The organism is uncultured Lactobacillus sp., assembly GCF_902491705.1.
Classification (GTDB): Bacteria; Bacillota; Bacilli; order Lactobacillales; family Lactobacillaceae; genus Lactobacillus.
In genome coordinates, this window is record NZ_CABUIW010000052.1 from 1 (window position 1) to 16,422 (window position 16,422).

A 16,422-nucleotide genomic window follows, 5' to 3' on the forward strand; every position below is an offset into this window, starting at 1 on the left:
TATAAATGTTGATATATCAGCCTATATAAGAACTATTTACTGCCTGTTTGGGGCACTTTTTGTATTTTAAATAGTTTGCGATAGTGTCCAAAACGTTGATATAAAGCCATTTTTAATTTTAGGTTTACACTATAAAACACTATTTTTAATCAATTCTGCGGAAAAATTGCGGAAAAAACATAACCGCTTGTCGGCGTGGTAGATCACTGATTCAGTGGTCTTTTTATTTTGCCTGCGGAAAAATTCAGTTATTTCTTTTAGGGTGTCTGAATTGTCAGAATACATAATCATCCCCATCAATTGCTATCTAAAACAGTCATAAAATTAATGGCCATATAATTAAGAATGCGATTATATCAGTGTTTATCATGTTTTAGCCCCCCTACCTAAAAATTTTTAAAATTAGGGCTTACGTACAAGGTGATTGCAATGTGTGCGCTCTTTTTTGAGTGATTGAGGGGGCGGGGATGTTATAATTAGTCTGGTTTGCTTTAATTAATATCTCAGGGGCGCTCTCATGGTAGAACGTCTTTTTTTAGTACAATCATTTAGTTATCAGTGCAAAATTAAGATAGATTGCACCGATAAAGCAAAAGGGCAACTAATCCATTAACGGTTAGTTGTCCCTAGTTGTTTAACTCTTGCTGTCGTTTCTTAATGTGACCTAGTAGCATATTTAGGTCGTCTTTTGTAGCGTCCTTAAGAATAAAGCTCTTGGCGATTGAGCGCCTATTAATATATTGAACGTGTGCTTTATTCTTACTGCGATATTTATTAATTGCTTTGTGTTGAGCTTTACTGATAGCCATGTTATTACTTTCTTTCAATCTTAAACTTAATTAATTTCTTGCGCTTATCTTTTGGGGTATGTAACCACGTCTTGAACTTCTTAACATCCTGCTTCCAGAGGGCTACTGTTTCACGAGGGCTATATACATCTAGGGCAATAGTAACGTGTTTGTTTTTTGATTGATACTTAAAGCGTCTCATATTCTCAACCTCGCTTTTAAATGCTATAATACATATATGAAAAGCCCCAAAGGTTGTTGACTTTGGCGAGTCAACCTTTGGGTGGCGAATAACCACTAATCAAAAATTACTACTAACTTAAAGCGCAAAGGTATTAAGCTAAACTCAACTGAGAAAGCTTTCACTGAGCGCTTTTTGTTTTTGCTCTTTCTGTTCATGGTAACCACCCCCTTTCCTTAGGGGCTAGCTATATTATATACATATGTAAGATAAAGTGCAATAGGAATCTTTGATTAACGCTAAATAAATACGGTATCATTAGGCTATTGAGTGGGACAAAATTAAAAGGGCGATCTAGTGTGGGTTCTAGGTCGTCCTTAGTCGTTTAGCTTGGCTTTTTGCTCTTGTGCTAGTGTTATAAGTTTAGTTAGGTCGTCTTTATCTGCATAATGTTTAATAAACGTTCTAGCATTGGAGCGATATTGATATAGTTTAGTTTGCTGTGGATGGCGTTTCTTGTATCGTTTAGTTGCTTCAGCTTGTGCAAGTGAAACCATGATTAAACATCCCCTTAAAATTGCAATTAGTGTAAAATAGCGTTTTATAGTGTAAACTTTTCGCTTGTATACGTATATACTCATGTTATAATTACATATGTAAAAGGGCGCTAGATTGTGTGAGAATCTAACGCCCGGCGTTTCTTGCTAGAGGTTTCAAGCGTTAGTAGGTCAAACTATTAACGCTTTTTTAGTACCGTTAAAATGATCACAATTACAATTACTAGCATTTTACAGCTGGTAAATGTAACGCTAATCGTCAAGGTACTTCACCCCTAGACAAGAAAAGAAACACTTTCAAGACCAGCGCCTCCGTTTCTTGCTGTACTTGTAAGTCGTTGGTCATTGTCTAGCATTTAACGCCTTGATAAAAATTAGGGGAGCTACCCTTAACTTTTACCATGTCTATGATTATATAGTTATGCTTAATACGTGTAAATATTTATTTGATTAGCTTAGTGTCTTTATCTGGTATCAGTGAATACATTAATAACAAGGCTTCATGTTGCTTATTATGGAGTGTACGCTCTGATATTTTCATCCCTTGCTGTTGCAACTGTTCCAGCGTCTGAATAACTGAGTATGAATTAATAAAACGATACTCAACAATCATCCCACTGGTTAAATCGTGCTGCTTAACCTTGCTTACAATATTCTCCCGTTCTTTGAGTTCATATAAAGCCATTGAGTGGGTGCTTTTATCCTTTGTGGTAATATATTCAGCATTCATAAAAGACAGGCGCTTGGCAATCAGTGAATAATCGTGGTACTGCTTGAGGTAAGTTTTGGCAATCTTGACGGCTTCCTTGTCGTCAATGGTGGGGATGATTGACACGATAACAAACACTCCGATATAATTTATTTATTCAGAACCATTACCAGTAGAGGGTGCATCATTAATTGGTGTGCCTTTTTTTGTTGCTAATGTTTGAACAATAGAATCAAGACAGCAATTAATAATAGCGTAAAGGTGGTAGCTAAATTAAAAGCCCAATATGCGCTAGTAATTGACGTATGGAATAAATGAGCTAATAACGTGTAAAGCATGTAATCATCAAATGAATTTAATAGCATGATTAGGCATCCCCCCTAAAATAATTAATGGAATTTGTTACGTATAAAAGTCGATGAGCGTTCCTGCAATATTAACAAACCAACCCCCGTTAAATAAAAACGGGGGCTTTTTAGTATGTCCTATTTTGATAGCAAAAAAGGGCGATTATTGATCTTTGTTGCTTCTTGTTTTGACGTAAAACGTTATTGTATCAATGATTACAGCTAACAAGTCATAATCAATAATAATCAACTACGAATTAATTAAAAAAGTAGTGTTTTGTGAGATTCTAGTGTCTGTACTTAATAACCAGTAAAGCAATGATAATCACTGCAATAACTGCGGTTAGTTCATACGTCCAATAGGTTGAATCAAAGAATAGAATCATGTTATCAGCTCCAATCTAACAACGAATTATTAAAAACACCAACATTTGTTAGCATTCTTTTAACTACAAACAGCCCCGAAAATGTGCAATTTTGGGTAATGATTTCTAATTAAGATTGCTGTTATATCAGCTTTTTAGATGGATTGATAAATTGTACATTGCATGGAATAACTACCGCTTAATTATTCCGATATTTTTATACGCTGTTGTCACTTTGTTCTGGTAGTAACCAGCATAAAAGCGATGATGTTTCTGATAGACAAACCCTAACAGTTCCATGTTGTGCTTAAATTGTCGATTGCTTAGCGGTGTTAAGTCCTGCTGATAGCAATAATCTAAGTAGTGATTATAAATAACCCGACTAGCAACATATAAGCGCCGATCCTTTTTGATGTTGTCAGAGAATACGAAATTAACAACTGTTGGATCTGCTTTATCTTTGTTTCTAACTCTGAAATGATAATCTTTCTTACTTTCAGCCATCCACTGGGCTAGGGTGCGCCTACTTGTAACATATCTACCACGATACCAACTCATTTGCTTTCATTCCCTTTGTACTGGTCTTTCATGTAGTGGGTAAATAGCCATATAACCGCAATATCAGCAAAAAGGCTTGCCAAACTACATGCAATTGCTCCAATTAACAGACACGATACAAGAAACATTTAAATCAACTCCATTTCTCTGTATTCTAATTTTCGTTTTAAAGCTGTCTAAGCCGTTTTAACTCTTAAATGATTAATTATATTAATTGCCTATTACTCGTTTTAAAACAGCCCGAATTTTTGAAATAAACGTGTGTTCTGTCGTAATGGAATAGGTAGCAACTACAATCAGTTCCCTTTGTCGTGCATTAGTCAACGTTAAACATCCTTAAATAGCTGATATAACAGCTTTTAGGTTTAAATATGATTGAACGCTCTTACAAGCAAAAGAATAACATCCCCTTATCATCGCTTGATGCAATAAAAGGGGATGCTTTTTATTTAGCACCATTTGTTATGGTCTAAGTTATTTACCTTGTCTAATAGGCTTTGAGCGTTTTCTTTTTGCTCTGCTGTTGCCTCTGGGTCGTTTAGAACAGTGGTAGATACCGTTTTCAAAGCGTAACAGTCCATGAGAACTTGTCCCTTATGTACCTTGAAATGTTCGTCTGGAATATGAGCAACAAGAGGATTTTCAGCCTTAAATCGTTCAATTGGATTGTTTTTCGCTACTTCAATTAAGCCCTCGTCTATTGCTCGTTGAGTGGGATTGCCTAACTCGTCAATCATCCCCTTAACAACTAGCATTTTATATAGTTTGTCCTTGTTAGGGTGTAAACCAATTGAAAGCAGATGATTATATGCCTGTTCAATTAAAGGTGGGTATTGGATATTGAATTTCATTTTTTTGTCCTCTCTTTTTATAGGGTGTCCAATGTGCCTATGCCAACAAAAAAACATTTTTTTGTAGGAAAATTTCTTTATAGGTTCTCTTAAATAGGAGCAGTACGTAAGGCAAAGATAACCATTGCAGTAAATAACGGTATACTATCCTCGTTTGTTGAAGCTAAAGAACTACTTAGTTTAATGTCCCTTATATTAATATCTGGATGTTCTGCTAACCATTTATTCATTAATATATCAAGTTCGTTTTCGTGATATGTACTAAAAACTTTTACCCTTGTCATGTTATTACCTCGTTTACTTTATTGTTGGTGTTTAATACGTTATTCCAATTGTTCTACTTTGTTCCAAACGCTGGAACAGGTATAATCCCTTGTCGCTCTAGTGATTAAGCAATTTCGTTCCGTGTTCCGCTCGTTTTTTTGTTCGTTCTTACATAGATGTATTTATAGCCTATTTTTTTACTCTTATGTCTAATATTACTAATTATAAATGGAACAATATATAATAAACGCTGTTATAGCAACGATTTTCAGTGTTACACTTTTTAAAAATACACGGAACAAAAAGAGGAACTGGAACGTTATTCTTTAATAAAACAGCGTTGGCTTTTATGGTCGTCCTTTCTAAAATCGTTGTAATCATAATACGATGTGCTTTTAAGTTGGTTAATGTCACTATCACTCAAAAAATCTAATGGTCTGGATTTCTTATAATTCCAGCCGTTACGTTCCATTAATGGTTTAATTCTTCTAGTAAATGTGGCTCTGGTCATGCCATTTTTACTGTTATTGTCGTCAACATATTTACGAAATAGAGCAAACAACAACGCTATTGGTATTCTGGTACTTTCTAAGTTAGGAACAACTTCATTAACGAAAGATAAAACGATGTCATTCTCCAGTTGTAAATCATTGACTGCTTCTTGGCTTTCTTGTGTGTTGATAATGGTATCAATATTAACTTGCAAAGCTTTTTTTAGTATCCATTGCAACAAGCGCTGGTCTTTAACGTATTCATCTTTGACTTTTCGTCCGTCTGGGGTATCTGGGTATTGATGGTTAAACTGAATTAACCTAAACCGTCTATATAAACCGCCTGATGTATCTTTAAATCGTGGGAAGCCGTTCATAGATTGAACAATCGTACAGTAGAACTTAGCAGAAAAAGGGCGTTGTCCTTTTGGATTAATTAATACTAATTCATTGGTAACGATGCTTTTTAGCGTACTGCCATTGTCAATATATCCTTTCGGGTCGTTATCATCTCCAATGATTAAACTTGCTCCATAGGCTTGGGCTAACAAAAAAGAATGATCGAACTCCTCTATTTTTAAAGCGGTGTAGTTATTCTTACCAACTAGATTCATTAATAAGGCTTCAAATGTACTTTTACCAGTGCGCCCCTCACCATTATCAATTAAACAAAATAAAACGTTGCTAGTCCGTCTGTTCTGAATAACACTAGCTATCATTTGCCATAAGAGTGTGGTTTTATCCTCGTCACCATTTGATAATTCTTTAATCCACTTGCTGAATGTCCAGCCATTATAGGTGGGTTCGGGGATGTCATTGTCTACGTATTTTGTGGCAACTTTACTGGTAAAACCGTATTTCGGATCGAATGGTAGCAACTTCTTATTTTCCTTATCAAATATGCCATTGCCAACGGGAACAAGGTTGATGTTCTTATTAATAGACTTGGTGGGGGCTTCAATCCTTAACCATTCTCGAATGTCTTTTCTAGCACGTGAGTTGGTGGTGTCGTCAACAGCTAAGATGAAACTATCAAGCAATCGATCGCTGTTGGTATAAAGTCCAGTGTCTAAATCATAGAAAGATAGAGGGGCGTTTTCCACGTCTTTTGCACTATCTCCAATAACTGCAGTTTTCAAATGCTTTTCTAACATGTAAGCAATTGAACGGGCTGGAACATGATGTACAATTTCTACTTCTTGCCCGTTTTTCTTTTTAACTTCTTTGTGTTCCTCTCGCCATTTTTTACCTGTTTCTTTTAAGAGATTAAGTAAATCATGGTTACTTTTAATGGTTCGATCTTGACTGTGCTTTTCTTTTGCTTCCTTATGTTCTCTGAATAAGGCTTTTAAACCTTGTGACGCTGGGTTATTTGTTGCCAATGCTCTGTTTTTCAAGATTTACCGATCTCCTCTCTGATTATGCTAGACAATATTTTTTCAAGTTCTTTGTTCTCCAATGGTGGGGAGTTGAAAGAGTTAGCATATTGAAGCAATAGCCAAGCAGTGTTGTCGTCTGCTCCAGCGTGTATCATTTGACCACATAAACGGGTCATATAATCGTTTCTTTGTCCCTCTGGTGCGCCCTTAACTAAGTTATCTAACACAATTCCCGTCCACTTTTTGCCCGTATGGTGTTTGCTCCAGTCGTTCTTAGGATTGTTGAGGGGATGATGTTTGTTAATAAACTTAACTAACTCTGTTTTTGGCTCTCTCATTGGTAATTTGTTGAGCCATTGGTAACTACCTTTTGATGTGGTAGAGGGTGGAACGATAACATAGTTATTAATGTGCGCTTTAATGTCTATTCCTTGCTTCAATCCGATAACTTGATTAACGGGGATGTTTTTAGGCTTTTTATAAAACAATTGATTTCCACCGCTTGCCGTTAATTGTGCTAGGGTGGGGGCAATTAAACCTGTATTTTTTAGAGTTTGGTAAGACTTCATACCGTCTTTTCCATGTGCTTCTTTTGTGTCTATGTCTAACACAAAAAAGTCAACAGTTCTTAATGCGATGTTAGCGTCTGGGTACTTGCTCCAGTAATACTTAACTTGTTCAACTGTAAGTGGTGGGGTGTTAGCAAACTTAATCAATGGTCGCTTGCCTTGTGTTGGTAAAACATAGAAGCCTTTTTGGGCGTATTCAATTGCGCTCTGTAATTTGTTCAATGCTATTTCATCCCCTTTAATTTGCTGTAATGTAATTGACCATCAACAAATAATTTAGTCAGCTCTGTGAGCCGTCTAAGCGTTTCTTGGTCGTTGTTGGTCACTTGCTTAATGCGATTGATTAATTGCTGTCGCTCTGGTTCCTGCTCCTTGTTGTGGGGCAAATAGTCGTTATTACCGATTGACTTCATCACAAAATACAGTTGCACGGTGCTTTTATTGCTGTTGTGAGCTAATATCGACAGTTTGGAATATAGATCACCGTTGAAGCCGTCAAGATAAACTAGGTACATATGCACCTGTTTAATATCATCCCCAACAAACTTGCCAATCTGCTTAGCGATCTTAGTTGGTTCTTTGGCGTTGTCCGTATCTTTGAGGTATGAATGCCAAGACAACAAGGCAAGATAAGCTGTTTTAATGTCCCATCGTTCACGGTGTCCGTCTGGGGCGGTAAGAGTCACTAATTGCATGAATGTTCACCGTCCTTTTCAATAACGCTTGCTGAATCAATAATCTTTTTAAGTTGTTCAGCAACAGCGTTAAAACGTGTGTCGGTGACTACCTTAGCATTGCTTACTAGCTCGGTTGACAGCTCGCCCTTAATAACGGCTAGTACCTTATTGCCCTTGTGGTCGTCTGCTAAAATAAATTGGTAATTATCGTTATTCATTGTCTTATTCCTCCAGTTATTGGGGATGTTAACCCCGTGATTGATTGAAAGTTACATGTTAGAATAAGCAAGCAACGGGAAGCCTCGTTGTGCTTATAATTTGAGCCTGTTAGCGCTGTTTGGTGTGGTAATTATCCAGCGTTAACGGCTTTTTATTTTGTTTGAACATTATTCTTCATTCCCTAATTCAACATTACCGATTACCTGTGCTCGCTTACTCATCATCGCTATTTGAGAGGTAAGTGGTGCTAAGGCTTGTTTACGTTCATCATTATTGGTGATGATGTAGTAGCCGTTAGGGCGCTTATATTGCGCTCCAATTGGTACATGGTGCAATACGATTAAGCGATAAATGATACCCCGTACTTCACGGTTGTTTAGTCCTGATAGTTTCACCAGCTCTTTTAGTGGTTTAGGGCGGTCAATTCCTTTTGGTAATAGGTCATAAATTGCCTGTTCGTCTTTATCTAAATGTTGCATGTAATGCATCCCCTTTACTTGATGATTAACTGTGCAATTACGTCAATTACCAGAACAACAGCGGGTAGGGTAGCTAGGTAAGCCCATAGCCGTTCACTTGGTGCTGTGTCCCAGTAGGCTAATATATGTCTGTCAATAGTTGCTAATATCTTCATATGGTTCACGTCCTCCAATATCCATGCCGGCAAGCTAGATAATTATGTTTATTCTTCGTGCTTTTGCATAAAGTCATCTAAGGCTTTTCGTCTGAAACGACTTACGCCCTCAATCTGGATTGTGGGGATGTTGTATTTCTCCAGCCATTTGTTAAAGACACCCCTTGATACACCGCAATAAGCGCTAGCTTCCCCTTTATTCAAGTAAGGCGGGAAGCTGTTTTTGGCTTGGATGTCTCTAACTGCGCTGTCTAATGAATCAGAAATCATTGCTTTAGTCGCTTCTCGCAAGTCGTTTGGCAACTCAACTTTTAAGTTTTCCATGTTTTCAGCTCCAATCATTAAGCTAGCAGTAAAACGCCTTTTACTTCATCCCAAGTTTTGTTAAGCCCTACGAGTCCGATTGCAATATTTTCCAGTTGTCGATACCGTTCTTGTTCTTTGACTGTCAAGCCATCAAGGGCTGTTTTAACGTGTCGTTGCTTCTTGATTTGCTGTGCCGTTAAACCAGTAGCTTGTTTCAATAAAAGCTGTGTCATGTTGATGTAAATATGTCTAGGAGCTTGTGGCCATCCTTTTATTGCATCTGTTAATGACCTACGCTGTGGCTTTTCAACTGCTCTATTGATTTGTCGTTGAGTTAGTTCCTGCTTCATACGATAAAACTCACGAACAAGGGCAACTTTAAACTCAACAACTTTTGAAGTGTTATCTAAGAATGTAATTAATAGTGTCGCTTGCTGTTCAGTGAGATGATAAATTTTTTCTGGTCGTCCACGACCTTTTAATTTACGCATTTCAAATGCCAAAATTCCGAACTCTTCTAATCGCTTTTTATTAGTCCTAATTAGCTGTCTTACAGCGTGCAATGAGTTATTACTGCATTCTGCGATGATTTTATCTGTAGTGTATGGTTCCTCATCCAAACCATGAACGAACACCAAGCCAGTGAATGCGCCCAAGTTATGCTTTTTTGTGTTAGCTTCGATAATTTTCTCCGTCATGATTTAACATCCCCTTTTTATTGATTAATTCCATGCTATCAACGATTAAGCGGCTAAAACTATTCGCTTCCTAAAGTTCAAAAAACAGATTTTTACACTTCCTTTCTTGATTGATTAATAGCAGTCTATCAATGCTTTTCAGCTCTGTATTGATTACTTTCGTTTGTCAAAATCACTCCTTATTTTGTTTGACTACGACACGATGATCAGCCATGAACTTATCAATATCGGACTTACTGATCCGTTTGGACTTGCCTACTTGGATAGTGGGTAAGCCTTGTTTGATGTAAGTTCGCAATGTAGTTAAAGATTTAATGCCCATATATTTCATTGCTTCAGTATATGAAAAATAATTAATCATTTTATCTATCCTTTCTTTGAATAGTCTACAAAAAAGACAACTATACTTGTCTTTTATCTCGAAGAATAGCACTTTAAAAATAAAAAGGCAACTGATTATTGTTTAAAAATGACAATAATAGTTGTCTTTTACTTAATAATGATTTATTTTAGAATAGTAAACGAGGTGTTATTTATGATCCGCAATAGATTAAAAGAATTGATGGACGTAAGAGGGTTAAAGGCTACTAGGATAGCTAACGATATAAATAATTTATCAAGGAATACTATTAACTCTACTGTTAATAACAGTGGCAAAATGATACAGTTTGAAACCGTTAATTTGCTATGTCAGTATTTAGGAGTAACGCCAAAAGATTTTTTTGAATATTTGCCATTTGATGTATCGGCAACTGTTGATGCTGATGATGATCCTATTGTTGATACTCCTGATTACAATGAGGTTCCAGACAATTTTTATATAAAGCCTTTTTACTTAAATCTATATTTAACAAAGACTAGTAATAACTATTCAGCAGGTGAAAGTAAAAAGACGTTTGAATTATCTGTTATTTCTGACGAGAAGATTTTATTTAGATCTTCTGATGAATTTGGAAATAATAATTTTATTATGGATGTTCCATCGTTCAAGGTAGTTCTAGGCAATCCACCAATAGAAGAGAACATGAAGTCACAAAAAGAATCATTTTTTAAATTTTGGAATGAAGATTTAACAGATGGATTTAGACAAGTTATACAACAAAAAATAACTAAATCAATCTATGATTATTTTTCCAATTTTCAGTCAAATAATAACTATATTGAAATTCCGTCTTACATGTCAGTTATCTTTCCTTTTGGTGATTTTAATTCCAGCTATTCAGAGTTAAATAGTGGGATAGTTATGACTTATAAAGGTGGTACATATGATTATAAGGGATTATTGCCATTTTAAATTTAACAAGCGAGGAAGAAACATGAAAAAGATAGGTTTAATCTGTGCTACTGCACTATTGGGGATGAGCTTAACGGCTTGCGGTAGTCAATCAACTAAAAAGGCTTCTAGTTCCAGTAAAACTAGTTCTAGCAAGGTAGTTAAGCACCACAAGAAAGCTAATAAGCATTCAGAAAAGAAACAAGAATCAGCTTCCAGTAATTCAAGTTCTGTTGCTGGTTCTTCAAGTCAGCAGGCAACAAACCAACAAGCACAAGGAAATAATAATCAACAGGCTTCAGTAAGTAATAACGGACAACTACCACTGTCTACTGATTTGCATGATTTTGTTAATCGCTATGGTGAATCACCTGCTGCCTACTTGTCAGATCATTATGGAATGTCACCAGAACAGGCGGTACAGTCCGTTCCTAACAACATGAAATCATCTGGTGAGATACAGGACACCTACCAGTTACAGCAAGGACAGGATCCATTTAATCAGTGATTTAGATAGTTCTATAATTGACAGGTTTACCCTAAAGGTTTTCTGCATGTTTCATGGCTTTAAGCCTTGATATGCTTAAGATTATTTCTGCTGGTTTTCTGCTGATATAGCTAGATAGATAGCTGAATATAGTTAATACATAGCTGTCTAAATCATCCCCTGATTACTGGGGATGTTAAAAGCGTTAAGAAGCGTGTGAAAGCGTTAAAAATTTAACGCTACTAATATCACCACTATTATTGCTACTGTTAACACCACTAATAACACTACTCCCAATTTTGGAACGTCTCCCCAAAATTGGGGTCAGTCATTTTAACTTCAAAGCCGGAATCTTAACAACATTTCATAACAACTCAATACATATCCTTTAATCATTCCATGCCGGCAAGCTGAGCGAACGAAAGAGGTAATTTTATGAGTTATGCGAAAAAAGCAAAGTCCGGCTATTACGGTATAGCAACGTGGCGAGACAAGGACGGTAAACGACACCAGAAATCAGCCGGCTGTTTTAAGCTGAAGCGTGAAGCACTGGCGGAAGCGGATAAGCTAGAAAAGGAATTAAACCAGCGCAATGTTAATTGGCAAGATGTAACCTAGTTGATTATTACAAGCGATGGTATCAACTATACGAGGATAACCGAATAACCCACGTTACTAAAAATCGCTATAAAGTGATCGGTAACGTGCTCGAAGATTATTTCAAAGATACCAAGTTAAGCGATATTAGACGGTCAGATTATCAAGCATTTATTAACTGGTATGGTGGGAATCATGCGCGGGATAGCGTTTCAAAGTTAAATAGTGCCGTTCGCTCTACTGTTAGTTGTGCTATTGACGATGATATTCTTACCAAAGACTTCACTCATAACGTTAGGCTGGTGTACAACAAGCAACGTAACCGTAAAGTTGAGTATTTGAACAGTAAGGAACTAGCCGAACTAAAAACAGCGGTATTATCTAAGCTCTCACGGTACAATACAAGCCGTTACATGATACTAACAGCCATTTATACGGGGATGCGTAAAAGTGAAGTACAGGCGCTTACGTGGAAAGATATAGACTTCCTGCATTCCACTATTTCAATTAGCAAGTCGTGGGATGAAAAGAAAAAAGCCTTTAAGCCTACTAAAACGGAATCAAGCAACCGAACGATTAAAGTTAACCGTGAGCTGTTGAAGCATTTAGCAGACTTAAAGGCAAATAATAGTGTCATGGTCTTTCAGAACGTATTAGGGACAGTTCCAACGAGTAACGCCCTTAATAAATGTCTACGGTCTATTATGTCGGATATTGGTATTAAAAAACAAGGTTTCCATTTTCATTCATTGCGCCATGTTCATGTTGCCTATTTGCTGAGTAAAGGTGTGGATATTTACGCCATTAGTAAGCGATTAGGTCATTCAAATATCACGGTAACGCTTAATACTTATTCATATTTGATTGATGAATTTAAAGCCAAGAATGATACTTTGATTATTGATAAATTGGCGGAATTATAGAAATCTGCGGAAATACTGCGGAAAAGCAAAGGCAAAATGCTGATATACCGGCGTTTATGCATGGTATATTATGCCTGTTTGGGGCATTTTGTATAGTCTGCAATCATTGTTATATCAACGATTGAAGCCTTGAATGTACATCTTTTGTACGTTCAAGGCTCTTTTTATATATATATTTAAGGTGTTTCTCAATCTGCTCCTCAGCTTTATTCTGATATTCGTCTACTAGGTAAGAGTATACTTTACTGGATATAGTGCAATTATGAGGACACTTCTGTATTACTACAGCTAGTTTTTAAATTTAATAATGAACAGAAAGAAGACTATCAGTTGAAGAGAATATTACTTTTTGACGTTAATCTGCTGATAGATTATTATTTCAAATTTTGGCTTTAAAATGATTGGGCCATCGCCCTAAGATTGTGATACAATACCGTGAGTAATATTATAGCGTGATTAACAAAGCGAGGAAAAAATGAAACGTGTTAACTTTTTTAAACGTTGGAAAATTGCTCTGGTGGTTATCATTACTAAATTGCTGACCTTTCATGCAGCTTTTGCCTCAATGGGGTCAACTGGTGGAGGGGGCGGTTCATCAAGCGGTGGTGGAAGCTCATCAAGCGGCAGCAGTATTATAAGCAGTGGAAATGGGAAATCTGGAGATAGCTTTAGGGCATTCTTGTTTGTCCTGTTTTTCTGTGGGTTATATATTCTTAGCTCTGTCAGCAAAATGGTGGTGCAACTTTACCGGAGGACTCGTGACATCACGGAAGTTAATGGTTTGTCCGAATGGATGTTAATTCCTAATGTGAAGATTAAGGACTTTAAACAAGGACTCAAGAGAGCTAAGATCCGCTTAGAAAATGATGCTGTTGATGATCAATTAGCACAGAGCTTAGTCGAGACATATGCTTGGGCACAATTTGTTTATGGTCAGTCGATTCGTCGGTGCTTTGCTGACAGCAGTAATTATTTGGATCAGTTGAAATCACAACTGGGACGGGTTTTCCTGTCAACAATGCATGATGAAATTATTGCCAAGGCATCGAACGGGATCATTGATGATGTGCTGGTTAACCATGGAAAAGTCGTATCAGCTCAGAAAATTTCACCTGACCTAATTATTGCAAAGGTCCAAGTAAGCGGGATTGATAGTGAAGTGAATGTTCTCTCTGATTTTAATTCGCCATTTAAACGGCAACAGTGGACAGATTATGTTGTCTTTGGACGAAAACAAGGAAGTGCGCAGTGGAAGATTTATAACATCGTTTATGGTGCCCACTTCCACCTGAATGGAGAAGACTTTAATCATCAACAGAGCCTTGATATCAGTGGGTACACCGAAGAACATTTGGAAGTTTCGCCAGAGTTAGTTAAGTCAGCTGAAGACTATAAGAAACGTTTCAATCGGCGTAAAAATGTGAAAACGGTGGTCTGCTGGATAGTGTTCATTCTGGGATTACTGTTTGTTAATCATATTTTAGGTTAAATAAATGGCACTATGAATCCTACTATTTCAGGATTGGTGGTGCCATTTTGGGAAGGGGTGTCAGTATGAAAGCCTTATCGATTCGGTCGGATTACGCTGCTGATATTATGAATGGGACAAAAACTGAAGAATACCGTTCATGGTCAACTAAGTATCGGGGAGACCTGTTGATATGCAACACTGCCAAGAAGATTCGGGGCTTCGTGCCGGGGTATGCCCTCTGTGTTGCTAAAATTGTTGGCATTGAGCAACGGCAAGACCAGGGTGGCTCTTATTATGCTTGGAAGATCGCTCCGTTTGCGAAAAATGGATCATATTGGATTAAACCAATTAAAGTTAAGGGGCAATTGCGGTTATTTAATGTTGATGATCATCTAATTGAACGGGCCCCATTTACAGATATTCATAGTAAGTCGGCAATGGAATGGATTAACAAAGTGATTGCACCGCTTCGTTATTAGGAGGAGATTCAATTGCAGTTTGTTGTTGCTAGTCATAATTACGATAAAATTAAAGAACTTCAAGAGATCTTTCGTGTTTGTAATCATGAAGTAATTCCATATACGGACTTGCTCCCTAAAATAAAATTCCCTCCAGAGGGGAACCGGTCATATGAAGAAAATGCTAGTGATAAAGCACTCTTTATTAGTAAACTTCTTCCTAATAGATTAATTATTGCAGATGATTCAGGGCTACTGCTTACAGCTAGGCCCAAAATTCTTGGGGTGAGGACAGCACGTGATCTTACAGACTATCCCACGCCCCATCAGTATGCACAGCACATTATTCGTCTTGTTCAAGGAAAGAACCGCACGTTTATCATGCAGACCAGTATTGCGTGTGCTCATCAAGGGAAAATTATTAAAGTGGTTGATGGCACATTAAAGGGACAAATTGCAAGCACTGAACGTGGAATTAACGGTGAAGGATTTAGTCGAATTCTCATTCCGCGTGGTTCAACTAAAACATTAGCCCAGATGACATTTAATGAAAGCTATCTGTACTTAACACGGGCACGGGCTGCTGAAAAACTAATTAGATTCTTAAAAGAAGATCGTGATCAATGCTAGACAAAGGTTAATAATCATCCCCGCAAAAACCAGTCGTGAATGACGAGGATTGCCAAACGTTACAATTTTTTCACGGAAGGCATTCGCGGTAAGAATAAAGAGAATAATAGAAATGACAAGCCAAATAAGATTAGCGAGAAGGCTAGTCTTCCATGTAAGGAATAATTGAATTATCTGGCAGGTTAGGAGAATAAAGAAAAAACAACGGGTAATGATTAGCCAATTACTAACGTGCTTCTCCATTTTGGCGTGGAGGCCAGCCGTGGAAGAAATGAATAAAATAACAATTGCAAATAAAATTAGAAAATTTAGCATCGGGAAATTCCTTTCAGGATCTGATTTTATCACTGATAAGAATTTATGGGCTTTAAGAGAGACACTTTACTTGAAAAAATGCTGAAAAAAGTGTATTGTACATTATTGTGTTTACTAGAAAAATGAAGGGGTGATAGCCTGTGGCTGATTTTGAAATTGGTGATCTTGTTAAGGCAAAGAAATTTGGCCCAACGGATCATGACTTTACCGGAATCGTTGAAAAAGTCTACAATAATTCTGTTATGATTTCGATTCAGGACTTTGATCCTAGCGATAAGAATGGGGTTAATGAATTAAACAGTCGTGCTGTTATTCGGCAAAGTGAAGCCAAGATGATTAAGGCTGTTCCACGTACTGAAAAAGCTGACGATGAAGACGAAGATGATGACGAAAAGTCTTCCAAGTCATCTGCTGATTCAAAGGCAACAAAAAAATCATCAAAAAAGGCTGACAAATAGTTGGATTAGCGATATACTTACTAAGTAATTGCTATTACTTAGTTTATGCGGGTATAGTTTAGTGGTAAAACTTAACCTTCCCAAGGTTGCGTCGCGAGTTCGATTCTCGTTACCCGCTTATAGAAAAAGCAAGGAAAACATTTTGTTTTCCTTGCTTTTTTCATTAATGTCTTTAGACCTAGTTGAGCACGGGAGCGTAGCGAGTGTGCGAAACAAA

Annotated in this window: 23 protein-coding genes, 1 tRNA gene and 1 pseudogene; 9 read left to right on the forward strand and 16 right to left on the reverse strand. The window is 37.0% G+C overall.

All coding sequences use genetic code 11. The annotated features are described in order from the left end of the window. Positions 1–626: 626 nt before the first annotated feature. The 16 genes from RDN22_RS08935 to RDN22_RS09010 all read right to left on the reverse strand — a co-directional run bounded on the left by RDN22_RS08935 (position 627) and on the right by RDN22_RS09010 (position 9,954). The gene (locus RDN22_RS08935; protein WP_308557611.1) at positions 627–809 is read right to left on the reverse strand and encodes a hypothetical protein; all 183 of its coding nucleotides are present in this window, start codon (positions 807–809) and stop codon (positions 627–629) included. 4 nt (positions 810–813) lie between these two features. Continuing rightward, on the reverse strand, positions 814–990 hold the full coding sequence (locus RDN22_RS08940; RefSeq protein ID WP_308557613.1) for a hypothetical protein: 177 nt from the start codon (positions 988–990) through the stop codon (positions 814–816). 356 nt (positions 991–1,346) lie between these two features. Next, positions 1,347–1,526: a hypothetical protein gene (locus RDN22_RS08945; RefSeq protein ID WP_308557615.1), complete on the reverse strand. Its 180-nt coding sequence runs from the start codon at positions 1,524–1,526 to the stop codon at positions 1,347–1,349. A gap of 442 nt (positions 1,527–1,968) precedes the next feature. Next, a complete protein-coding gene (locus RDN22_RS08950; protein WP_308557617.1) occupies positions 1,969–2,361 on the reverse strand; it encodes a hypothetical protein in 393 nt (130 codons plus the stop codon). An 86-nt stretch (positions 2,362–2,447) separates the two neighbouring features. Further along, positions 2,448–2,600, reverse strand: a complete 153-nt coding sequence (locus RDN22_RS08955; protein WP_308557619.1) for a hypothetical protein — start codon at positions 2,598–2,600, stop codon at positions 2,448–2,450. Between the two features lie 539 nt (positions 2,601–3,139). Beyond that, positions 3,140–3,451: a hypothetical protein gene (locus RDN22_RS08960; protein WP_308557621.1), complete on the reverse strand. Its 312-nt coding sequence runs from the start codon at positions 3,449–3,451 to the stop codon at positions 3,140–3,142. Between the two features lie 503 nt (positions 3,452–3,954). Further along, a complete protein-coding gene (locus RDN22_RS08965) occupies positions 3,955–4,356 on the reverse strand; it encodes a hypothetical protein (RefSeq protein ID WP_308557623.1) in 402 nt (133 codons plus the stop codon). 89 nt (positions 4,357–4,445) lie between these two features. Continuing rightward, positions 4,446–4,640, reverse strand: coding sequence for a sporulation protein Cse60 (locus RDN22_RS08970; protein ID WP_308557625.1), 195 nt, complete (start codon positions 4,638–4,640; stop codon positions 4,446–4,448). Between the two features lie 299 nt (positions 4,641–4,939). Beyond that, positions 4,940–6,508: a phage/plasmid primase, P4 family gene (locus RDN22_RS08975; RefSeq protein ID WP_308557626.1), complete on the reverse strand. Its 1,569-nt coding sequence runs from the start codon at positions 6,506–6,508 to the stop codon at positions 4,940–4,942. Then, the gene (locus RDN22_RS08980; protein WP_308557627.1) at positions 6,505–7,281 is read right to left on the reverse strand and encodes a bifunctional DNA primase/polymerase; all 777 of its coding nucleotides are present in this window, start codon (positions 7,279–7,281) and stop codon (positions 6,505–6,507) included. The genes RDN22_RS08975 and RDN22_RS08980 overlap by 4 nt, the downstream gene beginning before the upstream one ends. Positions 7,282–7,283: 2 nt before the next feature. Further along, the gene (locus tag RDN22_RS08985) at positions 7,284–7,682 is read right to left on the reverse strand and encodes a hypothetical protein (RefSeq protein ID WP_308557629.1); all 399 of its coding nucleotides are present in this window, start codon (positions 7,680–7,682) and stop codon (positions 7,284–7,286) included. 62 nt (positions 7,683–7,744) lie between these two features. Then, positions 7,745–7,954: a hypothetical protein gene (locus tag RDN22_RS08990; RefSeq protein ID WP_308557630.1), complete on the reverse strand. Its 210-nt coding sequence runs from the start codon at positions 7,952–7,954 to the stop codon at positions 7,745–7,747. 168 nt (positions 7,955–8,122) lie between these two features. Then, entirely contained in the window at positions 8,123–8,443 is a 321-nt protein-coding gene (locus RDN22_RS08995) for a hypothetical protein (RefSeq protein WP_308557632.1), read from the reverse strand. A gap of 194 nt (positions 8,444–8,637) precedes the next feature. Continuing rightward, positions 8,638–8,913: a helix-turn-helix domain-containing protein gene (locus RDN22_RS09000; protein WP_308557634.1), complete on the reverse strand. Its 276-nt coding sequence runs from the start codon at positions 8,911–8,913 to the stop codon at positions 8,638–8,640. Between the two features lie 17 nt (positions 8,914–8,930). After that, positions 8,931–9,593 (reverse strand): Rha family transcriptional regulator, encoded by a 663-nt coding sequence (locus RDN22_RS09005; RefSeq protein ID WP_308557636.1) that lies wholly within the window; start codon positions 9,591–9,593, stop codon positions 8,931–8,933. Positions 9,594–9,765: 172 nt separating this feature from the next. Then, the gene (locus RDN22_RS09010) at positions 9,766–9,954 is read right to left on the reverse strand and encodes a helix-turn-helix domain-containing protein (protein WP_308557638.1); all 189 of its coding nucleotides are present in this window, start codon (positions 9,952–9,954) and stop codon (positions 9,766–9,768) included. Positions 9,955–10,128: 174 nt separating this feature from the next. On the opposite strand from RDN22_RS09010, the gene RDN22_RS09015 reads away from it, so the two are divergent. From RDN22_RS09015 to RDN22_RS09055, 9 genes and pseudogenes are all read left to right on the forward strand, one after another. Then, a complete protein-coding gene (locus RDN22_RS09015; protein ID WP_308557640.1) occupies positions 10,129–10,887 on the forward strand; it encodes a helix-turn-helix transcriptional regulator in 759 nt (252 codons plus the stop codon). A gap of 22 nt (positions 10,888–10,909) precedes the next feature. After that, the gene (locus RDN22_RS09020) at positions 10,910–11,374 is read left to right on the forward strand and encodes a hypothetical protein (RefSeq protein WP_308557641.1); all 465 of its coding nucleotides are present in this window, start codon (positions 10,910–10,912) and stop codon (positions 11,372–11,374) included. A 414-nt stretch (positions 11,375–11,788) separates the two neighbouring features. Continuing rightward, positions 11,789–12,873: pseudogene (locus RDN22_RS09025) on the forward strand (tyrosine-type recombinase/integrase). Positions 12,874–13,348: 475 nt separating this feature from the next. After that, a complete protein-coding gene (locus tag RDN22_RS09030) occupies positions 13,349–14,362 on the forward strand; it encodes a hypothetical protein (protein WP_278558839.1) in 1,014 nt (337 codons plus the stop codon). Between the two features lie 65 nt (positions 14,363–14,427). Beyond that, positions 14,428–14,823, forward strand: coding sequence for an ASCH domain-containing protein (locus tag RDN22_RS09035; protein ID WP_278558838.1), 396 nt, complete (start codon positions 14,428–14,430; stop codon positions 14,821–14,823). Between the two features lie 12 nt (positions 14,824–14,835). Continuing rightward, positions 14,836–15,432 carry a non-canonical purine NTP pyrophosphatase gene (locus tag RDN22_RS09040; protein WP_278558837.1) on the forward strand — a complete coding sequence of 199 codons (597 nt, stop codon included), beginning with the start codon at positions 14,836–14,838 and terminating at the stop codon, positions 15,430–15,432. 262 nt (positions 15,433–15,694) lie between these two features. Further along, entirely contained in the window at positions 15,695–15,832 is a 138-nt protein-coding gene (locus tag RDN22_RS09045) for a hypothetical protein (protein ID WP_308557643.1), read from the forward strand. A gap of 55 nt (positions 15,833–15,887) precedes the next feature. Further along, positions 15,888–16,205, forward strand: a complete 318-nt coding sequence (locus RDN22_RS09050; RefSeq protein ID WP_308557645.1) for a hypothetical protein — start codon at positions 15,888–15,890, stop codon at positions 16,203–16,205. 47 nt (positions 16,206–16,252) lie between these two features. Next, positions 16,253–16,323 (forward strand) — tRNA-Gly (locus RDN22_RS09055). The last annotated feature ends 99 nt before the right edge of the window (positions 16,324–16,422 follow it).